22 protein-coding genes are annotated in these 24,755 nt (G+C 69.3%); 7 read left to right on the top strand and 15 right to left on the bottom strand.

The window, feature by feature from the left end; genetic code table 11:
- Positions 1 to 9: 9 nt before the first annotated feature.
- From ABMQ42_RS07155 to ABMQ42_RS07175, 5 genes are all read right to left on the bottom strand, one after another.
- A complete protein-coding gene (locus tag ABMQ42_RS07155; protein ID WP_349722192.1) occupies positions 10 to 1,791 on the bottom strand; it encodes a peptidoglycan D,D-transpeptidase FtsI family protein in 1,782 nt (593 codons plus the stop codon).
- A 4-nt stretch (positions 1,792 to 1,795) separates the two neighbouring features.
- Complete coding sequence (ftsL, locus tag ABMQ42_RS07160) at positions 1,796 to 2,380, bottom strand: cell division protein FtsL (protein WP_349722193.1); 585 nt, start codon at positions 2,378 to 2,380, stop codon at positions 1,796 to 1,798.
- On the bottom strand, positions 2,377 to 3,345 hold the full coding sequence (gene rsmH, locus ABMQ42_RS07165; protein ID WP_349722195.1) for a 16S rRNA (cytosine(1402)-N(4))-methyltransferase RsmH: 969 nt from the start codon (positions 3,343 to 3,345) through the stop codon (positions 2,377 to 2,379). Before rsmH ends, ftsL begins: the two co-directional genes overlap by 4 nt.
- Positions 3,346 to 3,449: 104 nt before the next feature.
- A complete protein-coding gene (mraZ, locus tag ABMQ42_RS07170) occupies positions 3,450 to 3,881 on the bottom strand; it encodes a division/cell wall cluster transcriptional repressor MraZ (protein WP_349722196.1) in 432 nt (143 codons plus the stop codon).
- A gap of 197 nt (positions 3,882 to 4,078) precedes the next feature.
- Positions 4,079 to 4,444, bottom strand: a complete 366-nt coding sequence (locus tag ABMQ42_RS07175) for an SCO2097 family morphological protein (protein ID WP_349722197.1) — start codon at positions 4,442 to 4,444, stop codon at positions 4,079 to 4,081.
- Between the two features lie 107 nt (positions 4,445 to 4,551).
- Between ABMQ42_RS07175 and ABMQ42_RS07180 the strand changes: the two genes are divergently transcribed.
- The gene (locus tag ABMQ42_RS07180; protein WP_502884659.1) at positions 4,552 to 5,607 is read left to right on the top strand and encodes a polyprenyl synthetase family protein; all 1,056 of its coding nucleotides are present in this window, start codon (positions 4,552 to 4,554) and stop codon (positions 5,605 to 5,607) included.
- 3 nt (positions 5,608 to 5,610) lie between these two features.
- On the opposite strand, the gene ABMQ42_RS07185 is transcribed toward ABMQ42_RS07180, so the two are convergent.
- Positions 5,611 to 5,961 carry an Rv2175c family DNA-binding protein gene (locus ABMQ42_RS07185; RefSeq protein ID WP_349722200.1) on the bottom strand — a complete coding sequence of 117 codons (351 nt, stop codon included), beginning with the start codon at positions 5,959 to 5,961 and terminating at the stop codon, positions 5,611 to 5,613.
- 139 nt (positions 5,962 to 6,100) lie between these two features.
- On the opposite strand from ABMQ42_RS07185, the gene ABMQ42_RS07190 reads away from it, so the two are divergent.
- Both ABMQ42_RS07190 and pknB read left to right on the top strand, forming a co-directional pair.
- Complete coding sequence (locus ABMQ42_RS07190) at positions 6,101 to 7,366, top strand: LysM peptidoglycan-binding domain-containing protein (RefSeq protein ID WP_349722201.1); 1,266 nt, start codon at positions 6,101 to 6,103, stop codon at positions 7,364 to 7,366.
- Between the two features lie 43 nt (positions 7,367 to 7,409).
- Positions 7,410 to 9,371 carry a Stk1 family PASTA domain-containing Ser/Thr kinase gene (gene pknB / locus ABMQ42_RS07195; protein WP_349722202.1) on the top strand — a complete coding sequence of 654 codons (1,962 nt, stop codon included), beginning with the start codon at positions 7,410 to 7,412 and terminating at the stop codon, positions 9,369 to 9,371.
- A 28-nt stretch (positions 9,372 to 9,399) separates the two neighbouring features.
- On the opposite strand, the gene ABMQ42_RS07200 is transcribed toward pknB, so the two are convergent.
- Both ABMQ42_RS07200 and ABMQ42_RS07205 read right to left on the bottom strand, forming a co-directional pair.
- The gene (locus tag ABMQ42_RS07200; RefSeq protein WP_349722203.1) at positions 9,400 to 10,737 is read right to left on the bottom strand and encodes a class II 3-deoxy-7-phosphoheptulonate synthase; all 1,338 of its coding nucleotides are present in this window, start codon (positions 10,735 to 10,737) and stop codon (positions 9,400 to 9,402) included.
- Positions 10,738 to 10,763: 26 nt separating this feature from the next.
- On the bottom strand, positions 10,764 to 11,456 hold the full coding sequence (locus ABMQ42_RS07205) for a lysophospholipid acyltransferase family protein (RefSeq protein ID WP_349722204.1): 693 nt from the start codon (positions 11,454 to 11,456) through the stop codon (positions 10,764 to 10,766).
- Positions 11,457 to 11,655: 199 nt separating this feature from the next.
- On the opposite strand from ABMQ42_RS07205, the gene ABMQ42_RS07210 reads away from it, so the two are divergent.
- On the top strand, positions 11,656 to 13,491 hold the full coding sequence (locus ABMQ42_RS07210; RefSeq protein ID WP_349722205.1) for an AMP-dependent synthetase/ligase: 1,836 nt from the start codon (positions 11,656 to 11,658) through the stop codon (positions 13,489 to 13,491).
- A 152-nt stretch (positions 13,492 to 13,643) separates the two neighbouring features.
- Here ABMQ42_RS07210 and ABMQ42_RS07215 read toward each other — a convergent pair whose 3' ends face one another.
- From ABMQ42_RS07215 to ABMQ42_RS07230, 4 genes are all read right to left on the bottom strand, one after another.
- A complete protein-coding gene (locus ABMQ42_RS07215) occupies positions 13,644 to 14,099 on the bottom strand; it encodes a hypothetical protein (protein ID WP_349722206.1) in 456 nt (151 codons plus the stop codon).
- A 160-nt stretch (positions 14,100 to 14,259) separates the two neighbouring features.
- Positions 14,260 to 14,751, bottom strand: coding sequence for a peptide deformylase (gene def, locus ABMQ42_RS07220; RefSeq protein ID WP_349722207.1), 492 nt, complete (start codon positions 14,749 to 14,751; stop codon positions 14,260 to 14,262).
- Positions 14,752 to 14,754: 3 nt separating this feature from the next.
- Complete coding sequence (locus ABMQ42_RS07225; protein WP_349722208.1) at positions 14,755 to 16,407, bottom strand: MinD/ParA family ATP-binding protein; 1,653 nt, start codon at positions 16,405 to 16,407, stop codon at positions 14,755 to 14,757.
- 48 nt (positions 16,408 to 16,455) lie between these two features.
- Positions 16,456 to 19,863: a pyruvate carboxylase gene (locus tag ABMQ42_RS07230; protein WP_349722209.1), complete on the bottom strand. Its 3,408-nt coding sequence runs from the start codon at positions 19,861 to 19,863 to the stop codon at positions 16,456 to 16,458.
- Positions 19,864 to 19,957: 94 nt separating this feature from the next.
- Between ABMQ42_RS07230 and ABMQ42_RS07235 the strand changes: the two genes are divergently transcribed.
- Complete coding sequence (locus ABMQ42_RS07235) at positions 19,958 to 20,770, top strand: ParA family protein (protein WP_349722210.1); 813 nt, start codon at positions 19,958 to 19,960, stop codon at positions 20,768 to 20,770.
- Positions 20,771 to 20,818: 48 nt separating this feature from the next.
- Here ABMQ42_RS07235 and ABMQ42_RS07240 read toward each other — a convergent pair whose 3' ends face one another.
- From ABMQ42_RS07240 to ABMQ42_RS07250, 3 genes are all read right to left on the bottom strand, one after another.
- A complete protein-coding gene (locus ABMQ42_RS07240; RefSeq protein WP_349722211.1) occupies positions 20,819 to 21,364 on the bottom strand; it encodes a MerR family transcriptional regulator in 546 nt (181 codons plus the stop codon).
- A gap of 105 nt (positions 21,365 to 21,469) precedes the next feature.
- The gene (gene ftsR, locus ABMQ42_RS07245) at positions 21,470 to 22,159 is read right to left on the bottom strand and encodes a transcriptional regulator FtsR (protein WP_349722212.1); all 690 of its coding nucleotides are present in this window, start codon (positions 22,157 to 22,159) and stop codon (positions 21,470 to 21,472) included.
- Complete coding sequence (locus tag ABMQ42_RS07250; protein ID WP_349722214.1) at positions 22,159 to 22,653, bottom strand: FHA domain-containing protein; 495 nt, start codon at positions 22,651 to 22,653, stop codon at positions 22,159 to 22,161. The genes ftsR and ABMQ42_RS07250 overlap by 1 nt, the downstream gene beginning before the upstream one ends.
- Before the next feature lie 107 nt (positions 22,654 to 22,760).
- Between ABMQ42_RS07250 and ABMQ42_RS07255 the strand changes: the two genes are divergently transcribed.
- Together ABMQ42_RS07255 and lpdA are read left to right on the top strand one after the other, a co-directional pair.
- Positions 22,761 to 23,309 (top strand): copper resistance CopC family protein, encoded by a 549-nt coding sequence (locus ABMQ42_RS07255; protein WP_349722215.1) that lies wholly within the window; start codon positions 22,761 to 22,763, stop codon positions 23,307 to 23,309.
- Positions 23,310 to 23,318: 9 nt separating this feature from the next.
- Entirely contained in the window at positions 23,319 to 24,716 is a 1,398-nt protein-coding gene (lpdA, locus tag ABMQ42_RS07260) for a dihydrolipoyl dehydrogenase (RefSeq protein WP_349722216.1), read from the top strand.
- The last annotated feature ends 39 nt before the right edge of the window (positions 24,717 to 24,755 follow it).

Raw genomic sequence — 24,755 nt, forward strand, 5'->3', positions numbered from 1 at the left:
TGCCGCGCGTCAGCCGAACTTCGGCAGCATGGTCGGCTTGGTCGTCGAGGGCATGACCCGATAGGTCTTCAGAACCTGGGTCATCGCCTTCACGAAGGTGGGTGCGTTGGCCGTAGACGACCTTACCTTAGTGGGCTCGTCCAGCGTGACCGCGATCAGGTACTGCGGGTCGTCGGCGGGGGCGAATCCGATCATCGTCGTGTAGTAGACGCCGCTCTTGTAGCGGCCGTTCTCGGCGATCTGGCCGGTACCCGTCTTCACCCCGAGCCGGTACCCGGGGATCTTCACCATGTCGGCGTACGAGTTCGACTGCAGGGCGACGTTCTCGAAGATCTCGCGCATCTGCGCCGACGTCTTCTCGCTGATCACGCGCTCGGCCTTCGGCAGCGTCGGCGTCACCACCGTGCCGTCGGCCTTGGTGCACGAGTCCACGAGCTGGATGGGGTACTTCACTCCCCCGTCGATGAGGGCCTCGTAGGCGGTCAGCAGCTCGGGCACGGTCGTGGTCAGGCCCTGACCGTACGAGGTGTCGTAGCGCATCTGGTTGTCCCAGTCCTGATACGAGTGCACGATGCCGTTCGTCTCACCGAGGAAGTGGATCGCCGAGCCGTCTCCAATGCCGAACTTCTTCAGGTACTCGTACCGGGTCTTCAACGTCGTGCGCTCACTGAAGATCGACGCGCCGACGTTCGACGAGTCCATGAGGGCGCCGGCGAGCGTGTACTTCGAGACGCCGTGCCGGAAGGCGTCGTTGACGACCGCGCCGTTGGAGAAGTGCTTGACCCACGGCACCTCCGCCGTCGAGGTGGGGGTCGCGGCGCCGGTGTCGATGAGCGTGGCCGCCGTGATGCCCTTGAACGTCGATCCCGGCTCGAACTGCGAGTTGAAGATGTGACTGTTCAGGAACGAGCCCTTCGCGTCGTAGTTGTTCGGGTCGACGGTCGGGTACTCGGCGGCGGCCTTGAGCTTGTGTGTCTTCACATCGAGCACCGAGATGGTCGCATACTGTGCGCCGGTCTCCTTCGTCGCCTGCTCGGCCAGCTGCTGCATGTACCACTGCAGGTCGGAGTCGATCGTCAGCTTCAGCGTGCCGCCGTCCTCCGCCGGCGTCTCGGTCTCCGTGCCGGGGATGATGACGCCGTCCTTGCCGTTCTGGAAGGTGAGCTTTCCGTTCGTCGGCGTCAGGCACTGGTTGTACTGGTCTTCCAGACCCGCACCCGGCTTGCCCTCGGCGTTCATGAAGCCGATGAGGTTGCCGGCCACCGCGCCGTTCGGATAGGTGCGCGCCGCATTCGGCGAGCACGCGACGTAGTCGGCGCCCAGCGCGGTGATCTTGCGGTACTGCTCGGTCGTGAGGTCCTTGGCCAGGGGTGCGTACTGCGACTTCGGGTTGTCCACGAGCGCGTCGGAGACGACCTGTCGCAGGTCGTCGACATTCTGACCGGTGATCTCGGCGATCTTCTCCGACATCTGCTCCCAGGTGACCTCTACCTCGTCACCCTGGGTGTCGTGCAGGGTCAGGGTGCGCACGATGTTCGGGCTGAACTGGCAGGTGTAGCTGAGCGTGCCGACGGCCAACGGCGTTCCGTCGTCGTCGACGATCTCGCCGCGAGTGCCCGCCAGCACCTTCGTGGTGCTCAGGCCGTGCGCCATGGCGTTGTCGATGTTCTCCTGGGCGTTGACCACCTGGATGTCGACGAGCCGGATGACGAACGCGCACAGGATGATGAGGACGACGCCGAGAGCGACGACGGTGCGGCGACGGGGACTGCGGGTGCTGCGGGTCGTCATGATCTCAGTGTGTGCGCACCGTGGGCAGACCGTCGGTCACGGGCACGGGTGTCACGTTTTCCGTGGTCGAGGTCTTCGTGTTCTTCTCATCGCCGGCGATCGTGGCACCCGGATCCGTCACCAGCGGCGTGTCGGCGATCAGCTCGTTGGCGACCGAACCCTTGCCGAGGGTGATCGCGGACGTCGACGACGCCGCCTTCTGCGTTCCGAGGATCTTGCCGTCGCTCAGCCGCAGGTAGCTGGGTGTCTTGTCGACGACCATGCCCAGCGCCGACGCGTTCGCGGCGAGGTACTGCGGCGAGTTGAGCCCGGTGAGCTCGTCGTCGAGCACCTGCTTCTGCAGGGTCAGCTCGCGGTGCTGGGAGTTCAGCCGCGCCAGTTCATACGAGCTCTGCGTCGACATGACCGAGAGCACCATCTGCGCGCCGACGATCGCGAGCGCGGCGGCGACGGCGACGAGGCCGTACAGCATCCGCGGCCGACGACGGAAGGCGGGCAGTTCGAGTGCCCGCAGCCGCCGTTCGGGCCGGGACTGGGGCCGTCCGCTCGGTGCGGACAGCGGGCGGGCGGTGGCTGCCTGGCTGCTCATGCGCTCTCCTCGGCATCATCGGGGCGTACGCGCTCGGCGGCGCGCAGCCGGACGGGCGCGGCACGGCGGTTGCGTGCGCGCTCGTCGTCGGATGCCTGCTCGGCTCCCTTGACCAGCAGACGGAATCGGGGGGCGTGTTCGGGGAGTTCGACGGGCAGACCCGCGGGGGCGGTGGAGGTGGATGCCGCGGCCAGCGCCCGCTTGACGAGACGGTCTTCGAGCGACTGGTACGACAGCACCACGATGCGGCCGCCCACGTGCAGGGTGCCCAGGGCGGCGGGGATCGCGTGCTCGAGCGCCGACAGTTCGGCGTTGACCTCGATGCGCAGCGCCTGGAACACCCGCTTGGCGGGGTGCCCGGCACGGGCGACAGCGGCGGGTGTGGCCTCGGTGAGGATCTCCACGAGGCGCCCGGAGCGCTCGATGGGCGCCGTCCTGCGCGCGGCGATGATGGCGCGGGCGTAGCGGCCGGCGAGCTTTTCCTCGCCGTAGCGCTCGAAGATGCGCCGCAGCTCGCCCTCGCTGTAGGCGGCCAGCACGTCGGCGGCCGTGGTGCCGGCCGACTGGTCCATGCGCATGTCCAACGGCGCGTCCTGCGCGTAGGCGAAGCCCCGCTCGGCTTCGTCGAGCTGCAGGGAGGAGACGCCCAGGTCGAAGAGGATGCCGTCGACGCCGTCGCGTCCGGTGCCGGCCACCGCGTCGGCGATGCCGTCGTAGACCGTGTGCACGAAGGTGACGCGGCCGGCGAAGCGGGCCAGGCGCTCCTGCGCGATGCGCAGCGCATCGGTGTCGCGGTCCAGGCCGATCACGTGGAGGTCTGGGAAGCGATCGAGGAACGCCTCGGTGTGCCCGCCCATGCCGAGTGTCGCGTCGACGAGCACGGCGCCGGGGCGTTCGAGGGCGGGGGCCAGCAGCTCGACGCAGCGCTCGAGCATCACCGGAGTGTGGATGTCGCGGATGTCCATGATCGGCGGGTGGGCTCCGTTCCCGGATCCTGATCCCCATCCGCTCTGACCTGGCGCCGGGGAAGTGCGTCAGGGCGTGAGCGGCTGGGCATCACGAACAGGGATCAGAACAGTCCCGGAATCACCTCCTGCTCCATCTCGGCGTAGGTCTCCTCGTTGCTCTCGGCGTACGCGTTCCAGGCGTCGGCATCCCAGATCTCGGCGTGGGCGCCGACGCCGGTGACGACGAGCTCCTTCTGCAGGCCGGCGTACGACCGGAGCGGCACGGGGAGGGTGATGCGGTTCTGGCCGTCGGGCTTCTCGGCGCTGGCTCCGGAGAGGAACATGCGCAGGAAGTCGCGGGCCTGCTTGTTGGTCAGGGGCGCCTCGCGGATGCGCTCGTGGATGCGCTCGAACTCGTCGGTGGCGAACACGTACAGGCAGCGCTCCTGCCCGCGGGTGACGACCACACCGGCTCCGAGGTCATCGCGGAACTTCGCCGGCAGGATGACGCGGCCCTTGTCGTCGAGCTTCGGAGTGTACGTCCCGAGCAACATCGCCGATCACCCCCCTTCGTCCGGCCCCCCGTGAGGTTTCACGCCACTTTACTCCACTATCCTCCACTTCACTACCACTTCGAGCGTGTTTCCTCCCCCGGCGCTCCCCCGACGCGTTCTCCGCCCTCGCCCGGGCACAAAAAAAGACACCGACCCGAAGGTCGGTGTCTGTGTCTTCTTCTCTGCGGCGGCTGCTCTCAGCGCTCCTCTTGCCGGCGGTCCCACCGGTCGTTCATGCGGTCCATGAACGACGACGCGGGTTTGTCGTTCTTCGGCGGTGTCGTGCGATCGCGCGGCCCCTTGCTCCCCCTGGCCGGCGTCACGGCGAGGACGACCCCGCCGAGCATCAGCACGAAGCCGATGACCCCGACCACAGCGAGCGGCACGGCGACGCCGGCGATGAGGCCGCCGAGGCCGATGAGCACGAGTACCGTGCCGTACACGATGTTGCGGTAGCTGAGGGTGCGGCCATCGCGCGACGCGTGCACGACGTCGGCGTCGTTTTGCATGAGATGGCGTTCCATCTCGTCGAGCAGGCGCTGCTCTTGTTCGGAGAGTGGCATGCATCCCCCTCGGGTGAACTCTTTCCCACGAGTCTACTCGTGGCTGTCATCACTAGGCTAGGCCTGTGGCATCCCCCTCCGACCCGGTTGCGGCCGTTTCCCAGCAGATGGAAGCCTTCTTCACGGCGCAACGCGCGCAGACGGGCTCTTACGGTGCCGAAGCGGGCCGGATGATGGATGCCGCGGCAGCGGCCGTCACCGGCGGCAAGCGCCTGCGCGCCCGGTTCTGCATCACCGGATACCGCGCCGTGGCGGAGGCGTCGGGGCCGAGTCCCGCGCCGATCCCCGACGCCGTGCTCGGCGCCGCCGGTGCCCTTGAGGTCTTCCACGCCGCCGCGCTCGTGCACGACGACATCATCGACAACTCCGACACCCGCCGCGGTCGCCCGTCCGCCCACCGTCGCATCGAGAGCGCGCACGAGGCCGCCGGGTGGAGCGGCGACGCCGTGGCCTTCGGCCGTGCCGGCGCCCTGCTGCTGGGCGATCTGCTGGTCGCCCTGAGCGATGACCTGCTCGAGCGCGCGCTGTCGGGCGCCTCCCCCGAGATCGCGGCATCCACCCGTTCTCAATACGGGGTCATGCGCCGCGACGTCACGATCGGCCAGTTCCTCGACATCGCCGAGGAATCCGCGCACGCGACCGCGCCCGACACCGAGCACGCCGAGCGCGCTCTGCGCGTGGCATCGCTGAAGTCCGCGCGCTACAGCGTCGAGCAGCCGCTGCTGATCGGGGCGCGACTCGCCGGAGCCGATGAGGCCCAGCTCGATGCGCTGTCGCGGTTCGGGCATCCCGTGGGCATGGCCTTCCAGCTGCGCGACGACGTCCTGGGCGTGTTCGGCGACGCGTCCGAGACGGGAAAACCGGCGGGCGATGATCTCCGCGAGGGCAAGAGGACCGTGCTCATCGCGTACGCGCGCGAGACGCTGCCGGCGAGCACCCGCGCGGTCGTCGACGAACTGCTCGGCGACCCGGCGCTCGACGACGCGCAGGTGGCGTCGCTGCAGCGCACGATCCAGGACACCGGGGCGCTCGCCCGCGTGGAGCAGCTCATCGCCGCCTACACGCTCGACGCCGATCGCTCCCTCGCCGGCGCACGGCTGGGCCACGCCGCCGTCAGCGAACTGCGCGATCTCGCCCGTGCGGCGGCCGTGCGCTCGTCCTGACGGTCAGGCCAGGGCACGCGCGACGCGGCGCACTTCGCTCTTGCGCCCCTGCAGCAGCGCCTCGATCGGGGGCATGCCGATCGTGTCCTCCGGGGCGAACAGCCAGTCGATCGCCTCGTCATCGCTGAACCCGACGTCATGCAGGACGAACAGCGTCCCGCGCAGGGAGCCGAGCGGCGCACCGTCGACGATGAACGCCGCGGGAACCTTCGCGGGCCCCTCGCGGCGCGACGCGACGAGCTGCCGGTCGTCGATGAGGCTGCGCACGCGCCCGAGGCTCTCGTCGAGAGCCTCGGCGAGGTCGGGCAGGGTCAGCCATTCGATGGGAGTGGATGCTGCGTTCTCACCGGTCACCAGGCCACTATCTCATGCTGTCCGCACTCTGTCGTGTGATCACATCTTTCACACCAATCACACCATTCGCACCAATATCACTCGTTGACACCAATGCACATCCGTGACACGGTGTGATGGTCACCGAGGGGGGAAACTCGTGCCACATCCGCACAGCGTCATTCGTCGTACCACCACCGCAGCCCTGCCCGCCGCGATCGCGGGATCGCTCGCACTGTCTCTGGCCGCGGCGCCGGCGGCACACGCCGAGAACCGTGCCGAGCAGGTGCGCACTCGGCAGGCGCCGACCACCCCCGAACGTGCGGAGCAGATCGACGGAGTCGCTCGCGTGTCGGGACTGGACGGCGCTCTCGCCGCCGCGGTGGCCGCCGCCGGTCTGAGCGAAGCCGCCCGGCGTACGCCGACGACCCACACCGTCGTGCGCGGCGACACGATCTTCGGCATCGCCCGGCACTACGGACTCTCGACCGCCGACGTGCTGTCATGGAACGGACTGAGCCACTCCACCGTCATCCACCCCGGTCAGAAGATCCGCCTGACGCCGCCGTCGGGCTCGGCCAAGGCCTCGGTGGCGAAGAAGGCCACGAAGAAGGCCACCGCATCGCGCGCATACACGGTCCGCGCCGGCGACACGATCAGCGGCATCGCCCGCGCCCACGGCCTGTCCACCCAGACTCTGCTGAACGCGAACGGGCTGCGGTGGTCATCGATCATCTACCCGGGCCAGAAGCTCTCCGTGCCCGGCACGGCGGCGGCCGCGGCATCCACCTCTTCCTCCTCATCGACGAAGAAGAAGGCCGCGCAGAGCACGAAGAGCACATCGGGCGGCACCGTCCAGCCGGGCCAGCGCTACACCGTGCGCGCCGGCGACACGATGTCGGCGATCGCCTCGCGGCACGGCGTCGGCGTGGCCGCGCTGCTCAAGGCGAACGGCATGGATTTCAGCTCGATCATCTATCCCGGGCAGTCGATCAAGATCCCGACCAGCGGGATCCCGGGCCTGTCGACCGAACAGGCCGCGAACGCCCGACTGATCGTGCGGGTCGGCCGGCAGCTCGGGGTGTCCGACCGGGGCATCGCCATCGCTCTGGGCACCGCCATGCAGGAGTCGGGGCTGCGCAACCTCGACTACGGGGACCGCGATTCCCTGGGGCTGTTCCAACAGCGGCCGAGCACCGGCTGGGGCACCGCCGCGCAGGTGCGCGACGCGGAGCGAGCGACGCGCGCGTTCTTCGGCGGGCCCTCCGATCCGAACGGATCGCGCACCAACGGCCTGCTCGACATCGCCGGGTGGCAGAAGATGAGCTTCACCGAGGCCGCGCAGGCCGTGCAGATCTCCGCCTACCCCACGCGATACGCGCAATGGGAGAAGCCCGCATTCGCCTGGCTCGCGGCGATCAAGTGAGCCGCTGCGCGGGGTGCCGTCCGGTTCTCCGTAGACTTCCAGGGTGACCACCAGCGCGCAAGCCGATCCCCTCATCGGGCGTCTCGTCGACGGCCGATACCGGGTTCGCGCGCGCATCGCCCGTGGCGGCATGGCCACGGTGTACGTCGCCACCGACCTGCGACTCGAACGTCGCGTCGCGCTGAAGGTCATGCACAGCCACCTCAGCGACGACGCCGTCTTCCAGAGCCGGTTCATCCAGGAGGCCCGTGCGGCCGCGCGCCTGGCGGACCCGCACGTGGTCAACGTCTTCGACCAGGGCCAGGAAGGCGAGATGGCCTACCTGGTCATGGAGTACCTGCCCGGCATCACGCTGCGCGAGCTGCTGCGCGAACAGAGGCGGCTGACCATCGCGCAGGCGGTGACGATCATGGACGCGGTGCTCTCCGGCCTGTCGGCGGCGCACCGCGCGAACATCGTGCACCGCGACGTCAAGCCCGAGAACGTGCTGCTGGCCGAGGACGGCCGCATCAAGATCGGCGACTTCGGTCTCGCCCGCGCGACGACGGCCAACACCGGCAGCGGGCAGATGCTGCTGGGCACGATCGCCTACCTCGCCCCCGAGCTGGTCACCCGGGGCACGGCGGACGCCCGCAGCGACATCTACGCCCTGGGCATCATGCTGTACGAGATGCTCACCGGCGAGCAACCGTACAAGGGCGAGCAGCCCATGCAGATCGCCTTCCAGCACGCGACGGAGTCCGTCCCGCGTCCGAGCGTGCGCAATCCGGGCGTTCCCGAGCAGCTCGACGAGCTCGTCCTGTGGTCGACCGAGAAGTCGCCCGACGAGCGTCCCGCCGACGCGGGGGTCATGTTGGCGCGGCTGCGTGAGATCGAGCAGCAGCTCGGCATCGCGCCGCAGGTGCAGCGCACCCTCGCCGTGGCGGGGGCCGCGGCATCCGACCATCTCGACACCGGCGAGCTGACGAAGGTGCTGCCGCCCAGCGTGGAGGTCGACACCCCGGTGGAGGGCGACGACAACAGCACGAGGCTGCGGCGGCAGGCCTCACGGCGCCGCACGAAGGGGTGGTGGCTGTTCGCGATCGTCATCCTGCTGGCGGCCGCCGCAGCCGGTGTCGGGCTCTGGTTCGGTTCGGGGCCCGGGTCGCAGGTGACCGTCCCGACCGTGGCCGGCAAGACGTTCGACCAGGCGAAGGCGCTGCTGGCCGAACAGCAGCTGGTCGCGAAGAAGACGGGTGAGAACAGTCTCGACGTCGCAGAGGGCCGCGTGATCTCGACGGATCCCGGTCCGAACACGCGCCTCGACAAGGACTCCACGGTGACCGTCACCGTGTCGTTGGGGCCGGCCGAGGCGACCATCGACACGCTCAAGGGCACCACTGAGCAAGCCGCGCGTGACGCGCTCGAGGCGCAGCACATCACGGTCGTCGAGGAGAACAAGACCTTCTACACCGATGACGACGAAGGCACCGTGATCGGCGCCGTCGTGCACCCGGCCGACGGCGGCAAGAACGTCGACTGCGCGAAGGGCTGCACCGTGCACCAGGGCGACTCGGCGACGCTGTCGGTCTCGCTCGGGCAGCTGCCGAGCGTGATCGGCATGTCGCTGGACGACGCGGTCGCCTCTCTCAAGGAGAAGGGCATCACCGTCACCTCGCACTCCGAGGAGTACAGCAACTCCGCGGCGAAGGGCACGGTCATCAGCATGGCCGACCGCGACGGCGGCGGCGCCTGGCGCCCCGGCGACAAGACGACGCTCGTCGTGTCGAAGGGGCCGCAGCTATTCGAGGTGCCCGACGTCACAGGCGTGACGCGCGACGAGGCGAAGCAGACGCTGTCCCGGGCCGGATTCCAGGTCACCTACAACGGATTCTGGGATGCCGTCATCAATGGCGTCACCAAGGTGACGGCCCAATCCCCCGTCGACGGATCGACCTGCAACGAGGACGGTACGCTGTGCGCGGCCGGCACGACCATCGAGCTTAAGATCAGCGGTTCGTTCTGAGGCGTCCGGCCGGGAGCCGGCCCGCGCCTCAGCGCTTCTCGAGCTCCTCGGCCACCAGGAACGCCAGCTCGAGGCTCTGCATGTGGTTCAGGCGCGGGTCGCACAGCGACTCGTAGCGGGTCGCCAGCGTGTCCTCATCAATGTGCTCGGAACCACCCAGGCACTCGGTGACGTCGTCGCCGGTGAGTTCGACATGGATGCCGCCGGGGAACGTCCCCGCTTCGCGGTGGGCGTCGAAGAACCCGCGCACCTCGTCGACGACGTCGTCGAACCGGCGCGTCTTGTAGCCGGTCGGCGTCGTGATCCCGTTGCCGTGCATGGGGTCGGTGACCCAGAGCGGGGTGGCTCCGGCATCCTTCACCGCCTCCAGCAGCGGCGGCAGCGCGTCGCGGATCTTGCCGGCGCCCATGCGCGTGATGAACGTGAGCCGGCCCGGCTCGCGCTCGGGGTCGAGCTTGTCGATGAGGGCGAGAGCCGTCTCGGGGGTCGTGGCGGGACCGAGCTTCACGCCGATGGGGTTGCGGATGCGCGAGAAGTAGTCGACGTGCGCGCCGTCGAGGTCGCGGGTGCGCTCGCCGATCCACAGGAAGTGCGCCGAGGTGTTGTACGGCAGGTCGGTGCGCGAGTCGATGCGGGTCATGGGGCGCTCGTAGTCCATGAGCAGGCCCTCGTGGCCCGTGTAGAACTCGACGCGCTTGAGCTCGTCGAAGTCGGCGCCGGCGGCCCCCATGAACTTGATGGCGCGGTCGATCTCGGCAGCCAGGCGCTCGTAGCGCTGGTTGGCCGGGTTCTGCGCGAACCCCTGGTTCCAGCTGTGCACCTCGCGCAGGTCGGCGAAACCGCCCTGCGTGAACGCCCGGATGATGTTCAGCGTCGACGCGGCCGTGTGATAGCCGCGCAGCAGCCGCTGAGGGTCCGCCCGGCGCGACCCCTCGGTGAAGTCGTAGCCGTTGACGATGTCGCCGCGGTAGGCGGGCAGCGTGACATCCCCCCGCGTCTCGGTGTCGCTCGAGCGGGGCTTCGCGAACTGCCCCGCCATGCGGCCCATCTTGATGACCGGCATCGAGGCGCCGTAGGTCAGCACGACGGCCATCTGCAGCACCGTCTTGATACGGTTGCGGATCTTGTCGGCCGTGGCGCCCGCGAACGTCTCGGCGCAGTCGCCGCCCTGCAGCAGGAACGCCTGACCGGCGGCGGCCCGTGCGAGCTTCTCGCGCAGGTTGTCGACCTCGCCGGCGAACACGAGCGGCGGCATGGCGGAGATCTCGGTGGATGCCGCGGCAACCGCGTCGGGATCATCCCAGAGCGGCTGCTGCTTGATGGGCAGAGTCCGCCAGTGATCGAGCGCGTCGAGGTGCTGCAGCATCCCTCCAGTCTATCCGCCGGGCGTGCTCAGCCCTTCGCAGATGACGGGAGGCGGTCCTTCACGGTCGACGCGTAGACGTCGTCATAGCGCTGCTGGCCGAGGCGCTGGAGGGCCACCATGATCTCGTCCACCACGGAGCGGAGGATGTAGCGGTCGTTCTCCATGCCCGCGTAGCGCGAGAAGTCGAGCGGCTCGCCGATGACGACGCCCACCCGCACGATGCGCGGAAGGGTCGTGCCGATCGGCATCATCGTGTCGGTGTCGACCATGATCACCGGGATCACGGGGACCTTGGCCTCCAGCGCCATGCGCGCGATGCCCGTGCGGCCGCGGTACAGACGCCCGTCGGGGCTCCGCGTGCCCTCCGGGTAGATGCCGAGCAGCTCACCGCGGCCGAGCACCTGCAGGCCCGTGTTCAGCGAGGCCTCCGAGGCCTTGCCGCCCGAGCGGTCGATGGGGATCTGCCCCGTCGCCTTCATGAACAGACGCGTGGCCCAGCCGCTGATGCCCCGGCCGGTGAAGTAGTCGCTCTTCGCCAGAAAGGCGACCGGGCGGTCGATCATCAGCGGCAGGAAGACCGAGTCGACGAAGGAGAGGTGATTGCTGGCCAGGATGGCCGCGCCGGTGGCCGGCACGTTGCGGCGCCCGACGACCCAGGGGCGGAAGATCGCCTTCACGATCGGGCCGATCACCACGTACTTCATGAGCCAGTAGAACATGGCCCTCCCTCCGGTGGACGAGTCTACCCAGCGGGAGAGCGCCGCCCGGCGGCATCCCTCCCCCCGGCTTCGCCGGTCTGCGCCGGCCACGACATCGCGTATCGTGAATCGTGAGACTGAATCTCAGGCGGCTCGCCCAGCGGCACCGGCTAGACTCAGGGCACAGCACTACCCGAACGGTACCGAAGGAGATGCCGGCATGACCCCCGCCGCCGAGTTCAACGCCCCTCTGATCGTCCCCGCCGATCCGAACGAGAACATCACCGATCTGCTCGAGGAGCGCGTGGCGGCGACGCCGGATCTGGCCCTCTTCGCCGTTCCCGACGGCGATGGATGGCGGGATGTCACCGCCGCCGAGTTCCGCCGGCAGGTCATCGAGCTCGCCAAGGGCTTCGTCGCCGACGGCATCGAGCCCGGCGACAAGGTCGGGTTCGTCGCCCGCACCACCTATGAGTGGACGCTCGTGGACTTCGCGCTCTTCTACGCCGGCGCAGTGATGGTGCCCGTGTACGAGACGAGCTCGGCCGCGCAGATCCACTGGGACCTCTCCGACTCCGGCGCGATCGCATGCCTGACCGAGCTGCCCGAGCACACCGAGCGCTTCGAAGAGGCCCGTGCCGACCTGCCGCTCATCCGCGTCGCCTGGCGTATGCACGAGGGTGCGCTCGACGCACTGCGGGCGAAGGGTGCATCGGTCGCCGACGAGGAGATCGAGCGCCGTCGCCAGATCGCCGATGCGGACGACATCGCGACCCTCATCTACACGGCCGGCACGACCGGACGCCCCAAGGGCTGCGTGCTCACGCACTCGAACTTCGTCGAGCTCGCCCGCAACTCCGCGCGTTCGCTGCGCGAGGTCGTCGAGACCCCGGGCGCATCCACGCTCCTGTTCATCACGACCGCGCACGTGTTCGCGCGCTTCATCTCCATCCTCGACGTGCACGCCGGCGTGAAGACCGGGCACCAGCCCGACACCAAGCAGCTGCTGCCCGCACTCGGGTCGTTCAAGCCGACCTTCCTACTGGCCGTGCCGCGCGTGTTCGAGAAGGTGTACAACTCCGCCGAGCAGAAGGCCGAGTCGGGCGGCAAGGGCAAGATCTTCCGCTCCGCCGCCAAGGTCGCCATCGAGCACTCGCGGCTCGTCGAGTCGGGCGCCAAGGTGCCGTTCTGGACCGGGGTGAAGTTCAAGATCTTCGACAAGCTCGTCTACAGCACCCTGCGCGAGGCCATGGGCGGTCGGGTCGTCTACGCGATCTCCGGCTCTGCGCCGCTCGGCGAGCGACTCGGACACTTCTTCGCGAGCCTGGGCGTGAAGGTGCTCGAAGGCTACGGCCTGACCGAGACCACGGCGCCCGCGACCGTGAACCTGCCCACCAAGACGAAGATCGGCACCGTCGGCCCCGCCCTGCCGGGCGTCTCGGTGCGCCTCGCCGACGACGGCGAGGTCGAGGTGAAGGGCATCAACGTCTTCCGCGAGTACTGGAAGAACCCCGAGGCCACCGCGGCCGCCTTCGACGACGGCTGGTTCCGCACCGGCGACATCGGCTCGTTCGACGCCGACGGGTTCCTCACGATCACCGGCCGCAAGAAGGAGATCATCGTGACGGCGGGCGGCAAGAACGTGGCCCCCGCGATCCTCGAGGACCCGATCCGCGCCAACCCCATCGTCGGGCAAGTCGTCGTCGTCGGAGAGAAGCGCCCCTTCATCGCCGCGCTGATCACGCTCGACTCCGAGATGCTGCCGACCTGGCTGGGCAACAACGGACTGCGCGCCGACATGACGCTCGAAGAGGCCGCGGTCGACCCCGACGTGCGCGCCGAGGTGCAGCGTGCGATCGACGAGGCGAACAAGTTCGTCTCGCGCGCCGAGTCGATCCGCAAGTTCACGATCCTGCCGACGGAGTGGACCGAGGAGAGCGGCCACCTCACGCCGAAGTTCAGCATCAAGCGCCACGCGATCCTCAAGGACTTCGCCGGGGCGATCGATGAGATCTACAACGTGCCGGTGGAGACCACGAACGTCTCGCTGAAGTAGCCCGGTCGCGCGCGGCGGGTTCGGGCCCGCAGCATCCACCCCATCCCTCGCTGGTCCAGCAAATTCACATGAGTCTGTCCCATGGACATCACACCGCCCTCCGGTTTCGTGTTCAGGGGACAGACTCACGTGCACTCGCACGACGTCGACGCTCAACAGTCGGGCGCGGGCGGCCCCGGATCGGGCGAAGGACGCCGTCGAGGCGGTGGGATGCCGTACTCGGCCAGACGGCGGACGCACGCGTCGACCGTGCGGACGTGCTCATCCGCGAGGTGCACCGTCACCCGATCGGTGCGCGCACGGATCCAGTCCTCACGCTTCTTCTCCGCCAGGATGACCTGTTCGATCAACGCGCCGTTTCGCAGGTCGCTGTCGAGGTACTTGCCATTGCCGTCGAACTCCGCCCGCCACTGTTCCGCGTCGATGTCGACGACGTAGAACGCGTCATCAGGACCATCGATGCGGACCTGAAGGTCAGGTGGCGAAAGACATCGGGGCTGCTCGACGACCGCCCTTCGCCGATGCACAGCACGTGCACGCGCGAAGGGCGTTGTTCGCGACCGGCAGCAGCGCGTCGGAGCATCCAGGCAGATCGGTGGAGAACCCACGCCGACTCACCGCTTGGGGAGGAACCGCTGCTCAGCCCGCCCTGCACATCGAACCGTCTCATGCACGTCAAACCGCCGCCGGTCTGATGTGCATGGGACAAACTCATGTGAATTTGCCCGAAGGAGGCGTGGATGCGGCGGCCCGGGAAGCAGCGGCGGGTCAGAACCAGTCGGACTCGCGGATCTCGCGCATGGCGACGCGGCGCTCGGCCTTGTCGAGCCGATCGATGTAGAGCATGCCGTCGAGATGGTCGGTCTCATGCTGCAGCGCCTGGGCCAGCACCCCGTCGCCTTCGACCTCGATCGGGTTGCCGTCGACGTCGACGCCGGTGACCTTCGCGTGCGGGTAGCGCAGCACGTCATGCCAGAGACCGGGCACCGAGAGGCATCCCTCGCCGATGTGCTCGGGCTCGCCCGACGTCTCGACCAGCACGGGGTTGAGCACGTACCCGATCTCACCGTCGACGTTGTAGCTGAAGGCGCGCAGCCCCACGCCGATCTGCGGTGCGGCGACGCCCGCACGACCGGGCAGCTGCACGGTCTCGACGAGGTCGTCGACCAGCGCACGCACGCCGTCGTCGAGCTCGTCCACAGGCGCGCACTCCCCCCGTAGCACGGGGTCGCCGAAGAGACGGATCTGCCGGACGGTCATGCGTCAGGCCGCCGCGGCGGGCGTCCGCAGGCCCTCGACGACCGCGGCCGCAAGCGTGCGCGCGGCCTGCCGGGTCTCGGGCTGGAGGTCGTGGAACACGATCGCGCTGCCGGTTCCGATCGCGGCGTCGTACGGCATGCGCACGACCTGACGCACACGGGTGCGGAAGTGGGCCTCGAGCTCGTCCTCGCGCACCAGAGGCGCGCCGGGACGTGCATTGTTCAGCACGACGACCGCGTTGCGCGCCTTGCCGGCGTAGCCGTTGGTCTCCAGCCAGGTGAGCGTCTCGGACGCCAGTCGCGCCTCGTCGACGCTCAGGCCGGCGACGACCACCAGCTGGTCGGACAGCCCCAGCGTCGCCCCCATGACCGAGTGCACGATGCCGGTGCCGGTGTCGGTGAGAACGACCGAGTAGTAGTGCGCGGCGAGCTTGGCGACGTCCTCGTAGTCGTCGTCGCTGAACGCGACCGACACCTGCGGGTCGGCGTCGGAGGCCAGCACGTCGAGACGCGTCTCATCGCGGGCGACGATCGTCGACACGTCGTTGTAGCCCGAGACGCTGTCTTTCATGCGGACCAGGTCGCGCACCGTCTTGCCGTTGTGACGGGTGATGCGCTCTGCCAGCGTGCCGCGGTCGGGGTTGGCGTCGATCGCGATGATCCGGTCGTCGCGGGCGTCGGCGAGGGCCATGCCCAGGAGCGTGGTGATCGTGGTCTTGCCGACGCCGCCCTTGCGTGAGAGGACGGGCACGAATCGCGCACCACCGGTCAGCGGCGCCGCGATGCGGCTCGTCAGCTCCTTGCGGGCACGCGCGCGCTTGCCGTCGCCGAGGTTGATCCGGCCGCCCGAAAGCGAGTACACGAAGTGCTGCCATGCCCCCTCGGGCTCGGCGCGCGACAGGCGCCCGGGCTCGAGCAGGCGATCGGGCGTGAGCAGGTCGGAGCTCTCGGTGTCGGCCTCGAACTGGTTGAGCCGCTTGGACGCGAGGCTCAGCTCGGGGCGACGGGTGCGGACCCGCTCCACCGCGTGCGCGCGCTCCGTACGGGTCTCGTCCACGTCCGCCTCCTCATCGACCGGCGCGGCGATCCGCACGGGGGCCGGCGCCGCTTCGACTGCCACGGTACCAACAGCGACCGGCTCGGGAACAGGTGCGATCTCCTCCGCGTCCCCGTCGGCGACGGATGCCACGGGCACCGCCTCGACGGCGGGCTCCGCGACGGCCTGCTCCGTGACGACCGGCGCCGCGACTGCGGGCTCTGCAGCGACGGGCTCGGCGACGATCGGCTCATCGGCGACCGACTCGGCGGGTGCGGCATCCTCGGGCTCCGCATCGGCGGCGGTCGCGGCATCCACGTCCGCCTCGTCGTCGGCGGGCTCGATCTCGGCCTCGACGACCTCGATCTCGGCCTCGTCGGCCGGCTCCGGAACGGCGGCAGGCGCCTCGAGCTCATCCTCGGGGTCTTCCAGCACGACCTCGTCGCCGATGACGTCATCGTCGGCGAGGTCGTCCTCGTCGGCCACGGGCAGCGACACGCTCACCTGAGCGGTCGCGGCACCGAGGAAGCCGAGTGCAGACGTGTCGGTGCGTGTCGAATCGTCGAGGACACCGCGTTCATCGGTGTCGGCGGACGTCGGTTCAGTGTGATCGGGCGTCAAAACGAGAGTCTCCAAAGAAGCGGGGCTCGGGTGAACCCGCCCTCGAGATTACTGCCCGGGCCTGATCACGACCAAAAGATCGCCCGCCTCGACCTGCGCCGTGCCGCTGAGCACGACCCGTTCGACGACGCCGCCGACGGGGGCGGTGATGGCCGCCTCCATCTTCATCGCCTCGATCGACGCGACCGGCTGGCCCGCCTCGATCGTGTCGCCCTCGGCGACCTTGACCGTCACCGCGCCCGAGAACGGGGCGGCGACCTGGCCGGGCTTGGACGTGTCGGCCTTCTCGGCCTGGCGCGCTTCGACGGTGATGCTGCGATCGCGGACGAACACCGGCCGCAGCTGGCCGTTGAGCGTCGTCATGACCGAGCGCATGCCCTTCTCGTCCGCCTCGCCGATGGCTTCGAGACCGACGTACAGCTGCACGCCGCGCTCGAGGTCGACGACGTGCTCACTGCCGGGGACCAGGCCGTACAGGTAGTCGGCGGTGTCGAGCACGCTGAGGTCGCCGAACTGCTCGCGCTGCTGACGGAACACCTTGGTGGGCGCCGGGAACAGCAGCTCGTTGAGCATGCCGCGCCGGGTCGCCGAGTCGGCGGCCAGCGCCTCCTCCTGCGCCGCGGTGATCGGCGTGAGCGAGACCTTCGGCTCGCGCCCGGCGAGCACCTTGGTGCGGAAAGGCTCGGGCCATCCCCCGGGCAGGTCGCCCAGTTCGCCGGCCATGAACGAGACCACCGAGTCGGGCACGTCGTACTTCTCCGGGTGCTCCGCGAAGTCGGCCGGGTCGGCCTTGACAGCCGCCAGGTGCAGCGCCAGGTCGCCGACGACCTTCGACGACGGCGTCACCTTCGGCACGCGCCCGAGGATGTCGTTCGCGGCCGCGTACATGTCCTCGATGAGCTCGAAGTCGTCGGCCAGGCCCAGCGCGATGGCCTGCTGGCGCAGGTTCGAGAGCTGCCCGCCCGGGATCTCGTGGCGGTAGACGCGCCCTGTCGGGCCGGGCAGACCCGACTCGAACGGGCCGTACAGGTGGCGCACGGCCTCCCAGTACGGCTCGAGATCGCTGACCGCGGCGAGGTCGAGCCCGGTGTCGCGCTCGGTGTGCGCCATGGCGGCGACCAGCGCCGACAGCGACGGCTGGCTCGTGGTGCCCGACATCGGGGCGGCGGCGGCGTCCACCGCATCGGCACCCGCGGCGCTGGCCGACAGGAGCGTCGCCAGCTGGCCCCCCGCGGTGTCGTGGGTGTGCACGTGCACCGGGAGATCGAACCGGTCGCGCAGCGCGCCCACGAGCTTCGCGGCGGCGGCGGGCTTGAGGAGGCCCGCCATGTCCTTGATGGCGAGGATGTGCGCTCCGGCGTCGACGATCTGCTCGGCCAGGCCCAGGTAGTAGTCGAGCGTGTAGAGGTCCTCGGCGGGGTTCAGCAGGTCGCCCGTGTAGCAGAGCGCGACCTCGGCGACCGCGGTGCCGGTGCCCAGCACGGCGTCGATCGCGGGGCGCATCTGGCTGATGTCGTTGAGCGCGTCGAAGATGCGGAAGATGTCGATGCCGGATGCCGCGGCCTCACGCACGAACGCGTCGGTGACCTCGGTCGGGTACGGCGTGTAACCCACCGTGTTGCGGCCGCGCAGCAGCATCTGGATCGCGATGTTCGGCATCGCCTGACGCAGCTTGTCCAGGCGCTCCCACGGGTCTTCGCCGAGGAAGCGCAGCGCGACGTCGTAGGTCGCGCCGCCCCAGGCCTCGACACTGAGCAGCTGGGGCGTCAGCCGCGCGACGTAGGGGGCGGCGGCCACGAGGTCCTTCGTGCGCACGCGCGTCGCCAGCAGCGACTGGTGCGCGTCGCGGAACGTCGTGTCGGTGACGGCCAGCGCCGTGCGCTGCCGGAGGTCGGCGGCGAAGCCGGCGGGCCCGAGCTTCTGCAGGCGCTGCCGCGACCCGTCGGGTGCGGGCGCGCCGAGGTCGATCGACGGCAGCTTCGAAGCCGGGTCGATGCTGATCGGGTTCACGCCGTTCGGCCTGTTGACGGTGGTGTCGACGAGCCAGTTCAGGATCTTCGTGCCGCGGTCCTTCGACACGCGGCCGCGCAGCAGTTCGGGGCGCTCCTCGATGAACAGCGTCGACACGTCGCCGGCGAGGAACTCGGGGTCGTCGAACACGGCCTGCAGGAACGGGATGTTGGTGGCCACGCCGCGGATGCGGAACTCAGCCAGCGCCCGACGCGCACGCTTCACCGCGGACGGGAAGTCGCGACCACGGCAGATGAGCTTGGCGAGCATCGAGTCGAAGTGCGGGCTGATCTGCGAGCCCGCGGCGGTCGTGCCGCCGTCGATGCGGATGCCGGCACCACCCGGCGACCGGTAGGTCGTGATCTTGCCGGTGTCGGGGCGGAAGCCCTGCGCGGGGTCCTCCGTGGTGATGCGGCACTGCAGCGCCGAGCCGCGCAGGCGGATATCGTCCTGCTCCAGTCCCAGCTCGGCGAGCGTCTCGCCGGCCGCGATGCGCATCTGCGACTGCACGAGGTCGACGTCGGTGACCTCCTCGGTCACGGTGTGCTCGACCTGGATGCGCGGGTTCATCTCGATGAAGACGACCTCGCCGGCGCGCTCCCCCGCGGTCTCGAGGAGGAACTCCACGGTGCCCGCGTTCTGGTAGCCGATCGACTTGGCGAACGCGATGGCGTGCTGGTGAAGCCGGCCGCGGATCTCGTCGTCGAGGTTCGGCGCGGGGGCGATCTCCACGACCTTCTGGTGACGACGCTGCACCGAGCAGTCGCGCTCGAACAGGTGCACGGTCTCGCCCGTGCCGTCGGCGAGCACCTGCACCTCGATGTGGCGCGGGCGCAGCACGGCCTGCTCGAGGAACATGCGAGCGTCACCGAAGGCGCTGGCGGCCTCGCGCATCGCCTCGGCCAGTGCCGGAGCGAGCTCGTCCTTGGTCTCGACCCGCCGCATCCCGCGCCCGCCGCCGCCGGCGACGGCCTTGGCGAACAGCGGGAAGCCGATGTCGTCGGACTGCGCGACCAGCGCGTCCACGTCGTCGGACGCCTCGGTCGACCGCAGCACCGGAACGCCGGCAGAGATCGCGTGGTGCTTGGCCTCGACTTTGTTACCGGCCATTTCAAGAACGGATGCGGGAGGTCCGATGAAAGTGATGCCGGCTTCGGCGGACTTGGCTGCGAGCTCGGGGTTCTCGGAGAGGAAACCGTACCCGGGGTAGATCGCGTCGGCGCCCGCCTCCTTGGCGACGCGGACGATCTCGTCGACATCGAGGTACGCGCGGACGGGGTGACCCTGTTCGCCGATCTGGTACGCCTCGTCGGCCTTCAGCCGGTGCAGGGAGTGCCGGTCTTCGTAGGGGAAGACGGCGACCGTGCGGGCCCCCAGCTCATACGCGGCCCGGAACGCTCGGATGGCGATCTCGCCTCGGTTGGCGACCAGGATCTTCGAGAACATGCGACCTCCGATACGTGCGGCATCCGTCCGACATGGCGGACACCGGAAGCGGCTGAGTGTCTTCACAGACTACGGGACGGTAACGTAGGTCTTTGTGCACGTCCTCTCCGTCAGCTCTCTCAAGGGTGGCGTCGGCAAGACGACCGTGACCCTCGGGCTCGCCTCTGCGGCGTTCGCCCGGGGTGTGCGGACTCTCGTCGTCGACCTCGACCCGCAGTCAGACGTGTCCACGGGCATGGACATCCAGGTCGCCGGCCGGCTCAATGTCGCCGATGTCCTCGCGAACCCGAAGGAGAAGGTCGTCCGCCAGGCGATCACCTCCAGCGGGTGGGCGAAGGTGCATCCGGGCACGATCGACGTCATGATCGGCAGCCCGTCGGCCATCAACTTCGACGGCCCGCACCCGAGCGTCCGTGACGTCTGGAAGCTCGAAGAGGCCCTGGCCGCCGTCGAGGCCGACTACGACCTCGTCCTGGTCGACTGCGCCCCGTCGCTGAACGCGCTCACCCGCACGGCGTGGGCCGCCAGCGACCGCGTGATCGTCGTGACCGAACCGGGACTGTTCTCAGTCGCGGCCGCCGACCGCGCGCTGCGTGCGATCGAGGAGATCCGCCGCGGCCTGTCGCCGCGCCTGCAGCCGCTGGGCATCGTCGTCAACCGCGTGCGCCCGCAGTCGATCGAGCACCAGTTCCGCATCAAGGAGCTGCGTGACATGTTCGGTCCGCTCGTGCTCACGCCGCAGCTGCCCGAGCGCACCTCGCTGCAGCAGGCGCAGGGCGCGGCCAAGCCGCTGCACATCTGGCCCGGCGACTCCGCTCAGGAGCTCGCGGCCGACTTCGACGCGCTGCTGGATCGCGTCATGCGCACCGGCCGCATCCCCTCGCCGGACGGCACCGCCGTCGTCTGACGGCGGACGCGGAAACGCCGCCCCCTCGAAGAGAGAGCGGCGTGAGGCTTACGCCGTGCGCTTCGCGCGCCGCGCGGCCAGCTCGTCGACCGGGTCGGGCTTCTGCGGGTCGAAGTCGAGGAGGGTCGACTCGACCTCGGTCAGCACCTTGCCCACCGCGATGCCGAACACGCCCTGGCCGCGGCTGACGAGGTCGATGACCTCGTCGTTCGACGTGCACAGGTAGACGGACGCGCCGTCGCTCATCAGCGTGGTGCCGGCGAGGTCGCGGATGCCCGCAGCGCGCAGCTGCTCGACGGCCGTGCGGATCTGCTGCAGGGAGATCCCCGTGTCGAGGAGCCGCTTGACGAGCTTGAGCACCAGGATGTCCCGGAAGCCGTAGAGACGCTGCGTGCCCGATCCGTTCGCGCCGCGCACGGTGGGCTCGACGAGTTCCGTGCGAGCCCAGTAGTCGAGCTGACGGTAGGTGATCCCGGCGGCACGCGCGGCCACGGCCCCGCGGTATCCGACCTCGTCGTCCATCGCCGGCAGTCCGTCGGTGAACAGGAGGTCGACCGCGAACCGCTGTTCGCCTGTGGCATCCTCAGCGGTCATGGAGATCCCCCTCTTCCGAATTCGCATGGAATGAATCCACGGTAGATGAGCTTTGCCCCGCGGGCAACGACATCGGCGTTCCGACCGGGGCGTGTCGCGCGCGACTCACCGCACGAGCCGCTCGAGCGCGCTGCGCACGAAGTGCGAGCGCACCTCGGCCAGACGCGCCGCCAGCTCCGGCGCCAGTTCGCCGGCCCGGCCGCGAGATGCGGCATCCGTCCGCCGCAGCAGCGGCGCGAGCGCCGACTCGATCAGGGCCACCTCACGGTCCACGGACTGCCGCAGCGTGCGGATGTGTCGCGGCTCGATGCCGTGGCGCTCGAGCGCCACCAGCGACCGCAACACGTCCAGCGACTGATCGGTGTAGCTGTCGGCAGCGCCGATGACGCCGGTGCTGATCGCGTCGTTCAGCAGCTGGGGGCTGGCGCCCGCCGCGCGCAGCAGCTCGTCGCGGCGATAGCGGCGCGGCGCCGGGGTGATCGACGGCGGCACGACGGCCGGCGCCGACGGGGCCCGGCCGGCGTCCACGTCGTCCATGTACTCGCGGATCCGCGCCAAGGGCAGGTAGTGGTCGCGCTGCAGGGTGAGCGCGACCCGGAGGCGCTCCACGTCGTCGGGGGTGAATTTGCGATAGCCCGACTCGGTGCGCATCGGCGTCACGATGCCCTGCACCTCGAGGAAGCGCAGCTTGCTCGCCGTGAGCCCGGGGAAGTCTCCGCTGAGCCGGGCCAGGACCTGGCCGATGCTCAGTGCTCCCCCGTTCGCCGCGCGGCGGGGGGCGGAGGCCGCTGCCATCACTTCTCCGCGTCGGCGGCGAGGTCTGCAGGCGAACCGAAGAAGTTCAGACGGAACTTGCCGATGCGCACCTCGGCGCCGTTCGCCAGACTCGCCCGATCGACGCGTTCGCCGTTCACGTATGTGCCGTTCAGCGACCGCTGATCGACGATCTCGAACCGGCTGTGATCGCGGGTGATCTCGGCGTGACGACGGGAGACGGTGACGTCATCGAAGAAGATGTCGGCCTCGGGGTGACGCCCCACGGTCATCACATCGCTGTCCAGAAGATAGCGCGCGCCCGCGGTCGGTCCCGACCTCACGATCAGGAGCGCCGCACCGGCGGGAAGCGCGTCGATGGCGCTCAGCTCCGCATCGGAGAGGTCGCTGCCGAACGGGACGAACGACAGGTCGGAGTCATGGCCGAACGTCTGCGTCGTATCCGACGACGCCCGTGCGGACGTGCTCTGACCGCGGTGGATGTCACCGATGTCACGACGGCGGTTCTCTTCCACGGCGTCCTCCCTTCCCCCAAGACTAACCGATTCGACCCTATTGAAGAGGGGCGACCGATGTCCACTTCTCCAGCCTGCTCCACACCACGGCGGGTAGGCTCCGGGCCGTGAGAGTCTCCACCGCCATCGCCTCCGCGGTCCTGGCCGCGATCGCCGTCCTCGGCGTCGCGGCCCCCGCCTCCGCCCACGACCAGCTGCTGTCCACCGATCCGCAGGACGGCGCCACGGTGGCCACGATGCCGGAGAAGGTGACGCTCACCTTCAGCGACATCGTGCAGGACGCCGGCCCCGAGGCGAATCAGGTGAAGGTGATGGATGCCGCGTGCACCGTCATCGACGACGGCGACGCCGAGATCGCCGACAACGTGGTGACCCAGAAGATCTCGGGCGACTCCACGGGGCCCGTCACGGTGCTCTGGCGGGTCGTCTCGCGCGACGGACACCCCGTCTCGGGCGAGTTCACCTTCACCGTCGGCGACGCCGCGGCCGCGGCATCCCCCACCCCCTGCGCGACCGGGGACGCCACCGCGTCCTCCTCCGCGACGACGCAGAGCTCGCCGGTGCCGTGGATCATCGGCGGCATCGTCCTGCTGGTGCTCGTCGCGGGCGTCATCGTGCTCCTGGTGACCCGTTCACGACGCCCCGACGACCAGTAGGCTGGAGGCATGCCACATTTTGACGTCGTCATCCTCGGCGCCGGTCCCGGCGGATACGTCGCGGCCGTTCGCAGCGCCCAGCTCGGCCTTAACACGGCCATCATCGAAGAGAAGTACTGGGGCGGTGTGTGCCTCAACGTCGGCTGCATCCCCTCGAAGGCGCTCCTGAAGAACGCCGACCTCGCCCACCAGGTGCTCCACAAGGCCGACCTGTTCGGGATCTCCGGCGACGTGCACTTCGACTTCGGAGTGGCCTGGGACCGCAGCCGCAAGGTCGCGGACACCCACGTCAAGGGCATCCACTTCCTGATGAAGAAGAACAAGGTCACCGAGTACGAGGGCCGCGGCGCCTTCACCGGCCCGAACGCCATCACGGTGGCCAAGGCCGACGGCTCGACCGAAGAGGTCACGTTCGACAACGCGATCATCTCGACCGGTTCGACCGTGCGCAGCCTGCCCGGCGTGACCATCGGCGGCAACATCGTGACGTACGAGGAGCAGATCCTCTCCCGCGAGCTGCCGAAGTCCATCGTCATCGTGGGCGCCGGCGCCATCGGCATGGAGTTCGCCTTCGTGCTGCGCAACTACGGCGTGGACGTGACGATCGTCGAGTTCCTCGACCGGGCGCTGCCCAACGAGGACGTGGAGGTCTCCAAGGAGATCACCAAGCAGTACAAGGGCTACGGCATCGACATCCTCACCTCGACGAAGGTCGAGAAGGTCGAGGACTCGGGCGACAAGGTCACCGTCACGTACACCGGCAAGGACGGCCAGTCCGGCTCGCTCGAGGCCGACAAGGTGCTCATGTCGGTCGGGTTCGCCCCGAACGTCGAGGGCTTCGACCTCGACAAGACCGGTGTGAAGCTCACCGAGCGCGGCGCGATCGACATCGACGACCACATGCGCACGAACGTGCCGCACATCTACGCGATCGGCGACGTGACCGCCAAGCTGCAGCTGGCCCACGTGGCCGAGGCGCAGGCGGTCGTGGCGGCCGAGACCATCGCGGGCGCCGAGACCATGACGCTCGGCGACTACCGGATGATGCCCCGCGCGACGTTCTGCTCGCCGCAGGTCGCCTCGTTCGGCCTCACCGAGCAGCAGGCGCGCGACGCCGGCTACGACGTGAAGGTCGCGAAGTTCCCGTTCTCCGCCAACGGCAAGGCGAACGGCCTGGGCGAGCCGGTCGGCTTCGTCAAGCTCATCGCCGACGGCGAGCACCTCGAGCTGCTGGGCGGTCACATGGTCGGCCCCGACGTCTCCGAGCTTCTGCCCGAGCTGACCCTCGCGCAGAAGTGGGACCTCACCGCTCTCGAGGCGGCGCGCAACGTGCACACGCACCCGACGCTGTCCGAGGCGCTGCAGGAGGGCTTCCACGGCCTGGTGGGGCACATGATCAACCTCTAGACTGTCCGCCGTACGACGACGCCGCCCTGCTCGAAGCCG

It is taken from the genome of Microbacterium sp. KR10-403 (assembly GCF_040196215.1).
In the GTDB taxonomy this organism is placed as follows: domain Bacteria; phylum Actinomycetota; class Actinomycetes; order Actinomycetales; family Microbacteriaceae; genus Microbacterium.

Bases quoted from the DNA above. Each gene is read 5' to 3' on its own strand.
- ABMQ42_RS07155 (WP_349722192.1), bottom strand. From the start codon at position 1,791: ATGACGACCCGCAGCACCCGCAGTCCCCGTCGCCGCACCGTCGTCGCT.
- ftsL (WP_349722193.1), bottom strand. From the start codon at position 2,380: ATGAGCAGCCAGGCAGCCACCGCCCGCCCGCTGTCCGCACCGAGCGGA.
- rsmH (WP_349722195.1), bottom strand. From the start codon at position 3,345: ATGGACATCCGCGACATCCACACTCCGGTGATGCTCGAGCGCTGCGTC.
- mraZ (WP_349722196.1), bottom strand. From the start codon at position 3,881: ATGTTGCTCGGGACGTACACTCCGAAGCTCGACGACAAGGGCCGCGTC.
- ABMQ42_RS07175 (WP_349722197.1), bottom strand. From the start codon at position 4,444: ATGCCACTCTCCGAACAAGAGCAGCGCCTGCTCGACGAGATGGAACGC.
- ABMQ42_RS07180 (WP_502884659.1), top strand. From the start codon at position 4,552: ATGGAAGCCTTCTTCACGGCGCAACGCGCGCAGACGGGCTCTTACGGT.
- ABMQ42_RS07200 (WP_349722203.1), bottom strand. From the start codon at position 10,737: ATGCTGCAGCACCTCGACGCGCTCGATCACTGGCGGACTCTGCCCATC.
- ABMQ42_RS07205 (WP_349722204.1), bottom strand. From the start codon at position 11,456: ATGTTCTACTGGCTCATGAAGTACGTGGTGATCGGCCCGATCGTGAAG.
- ABMQ42_RS07210 (WP_349722205.1), top strand. From the start codon at position 11,656: ATGACCCCCGCCGCCGAGTTCAACGCCCCTCTGATCGTCCCCGCCGAT.
- def (WP_349722207.1), bottom strand. From the start codon at position 14,751: ATGACCGTCCGGCAGATCCGTCTCTTCGGCGACCCCGTGCTACGGGGG.
- ABMQ42_RS07230 (WP_349722209.1), bottom strand. From the start codon at position 19,863: ATGTTCTCGAAGATCCTGGTCGCCAACCGAGGCGAGATCGCCATCCGA.
- ABMQ42_RS07240 (WP_349722211.1), bottom strand. From the start codon at position 21,364: ATGACCGCTGAGGATGCCACAGGCGAACAGCGGTTCGCGGTCGACCTC.
- ftsR (WP_349722212.1), bottom strand. From the start codon at position 22,159: ATGGCAGCGGCCTCCGCCCCCCGCCGCGCGGCGAACGGGGGAGCACTG.
- lpdA (WP_349722216.1), top strand. From the start codon at position 23,319: ATGCCACATTTTGACGTCGTCATCCTCGGCGCCGGTCCCGGCGGATAC.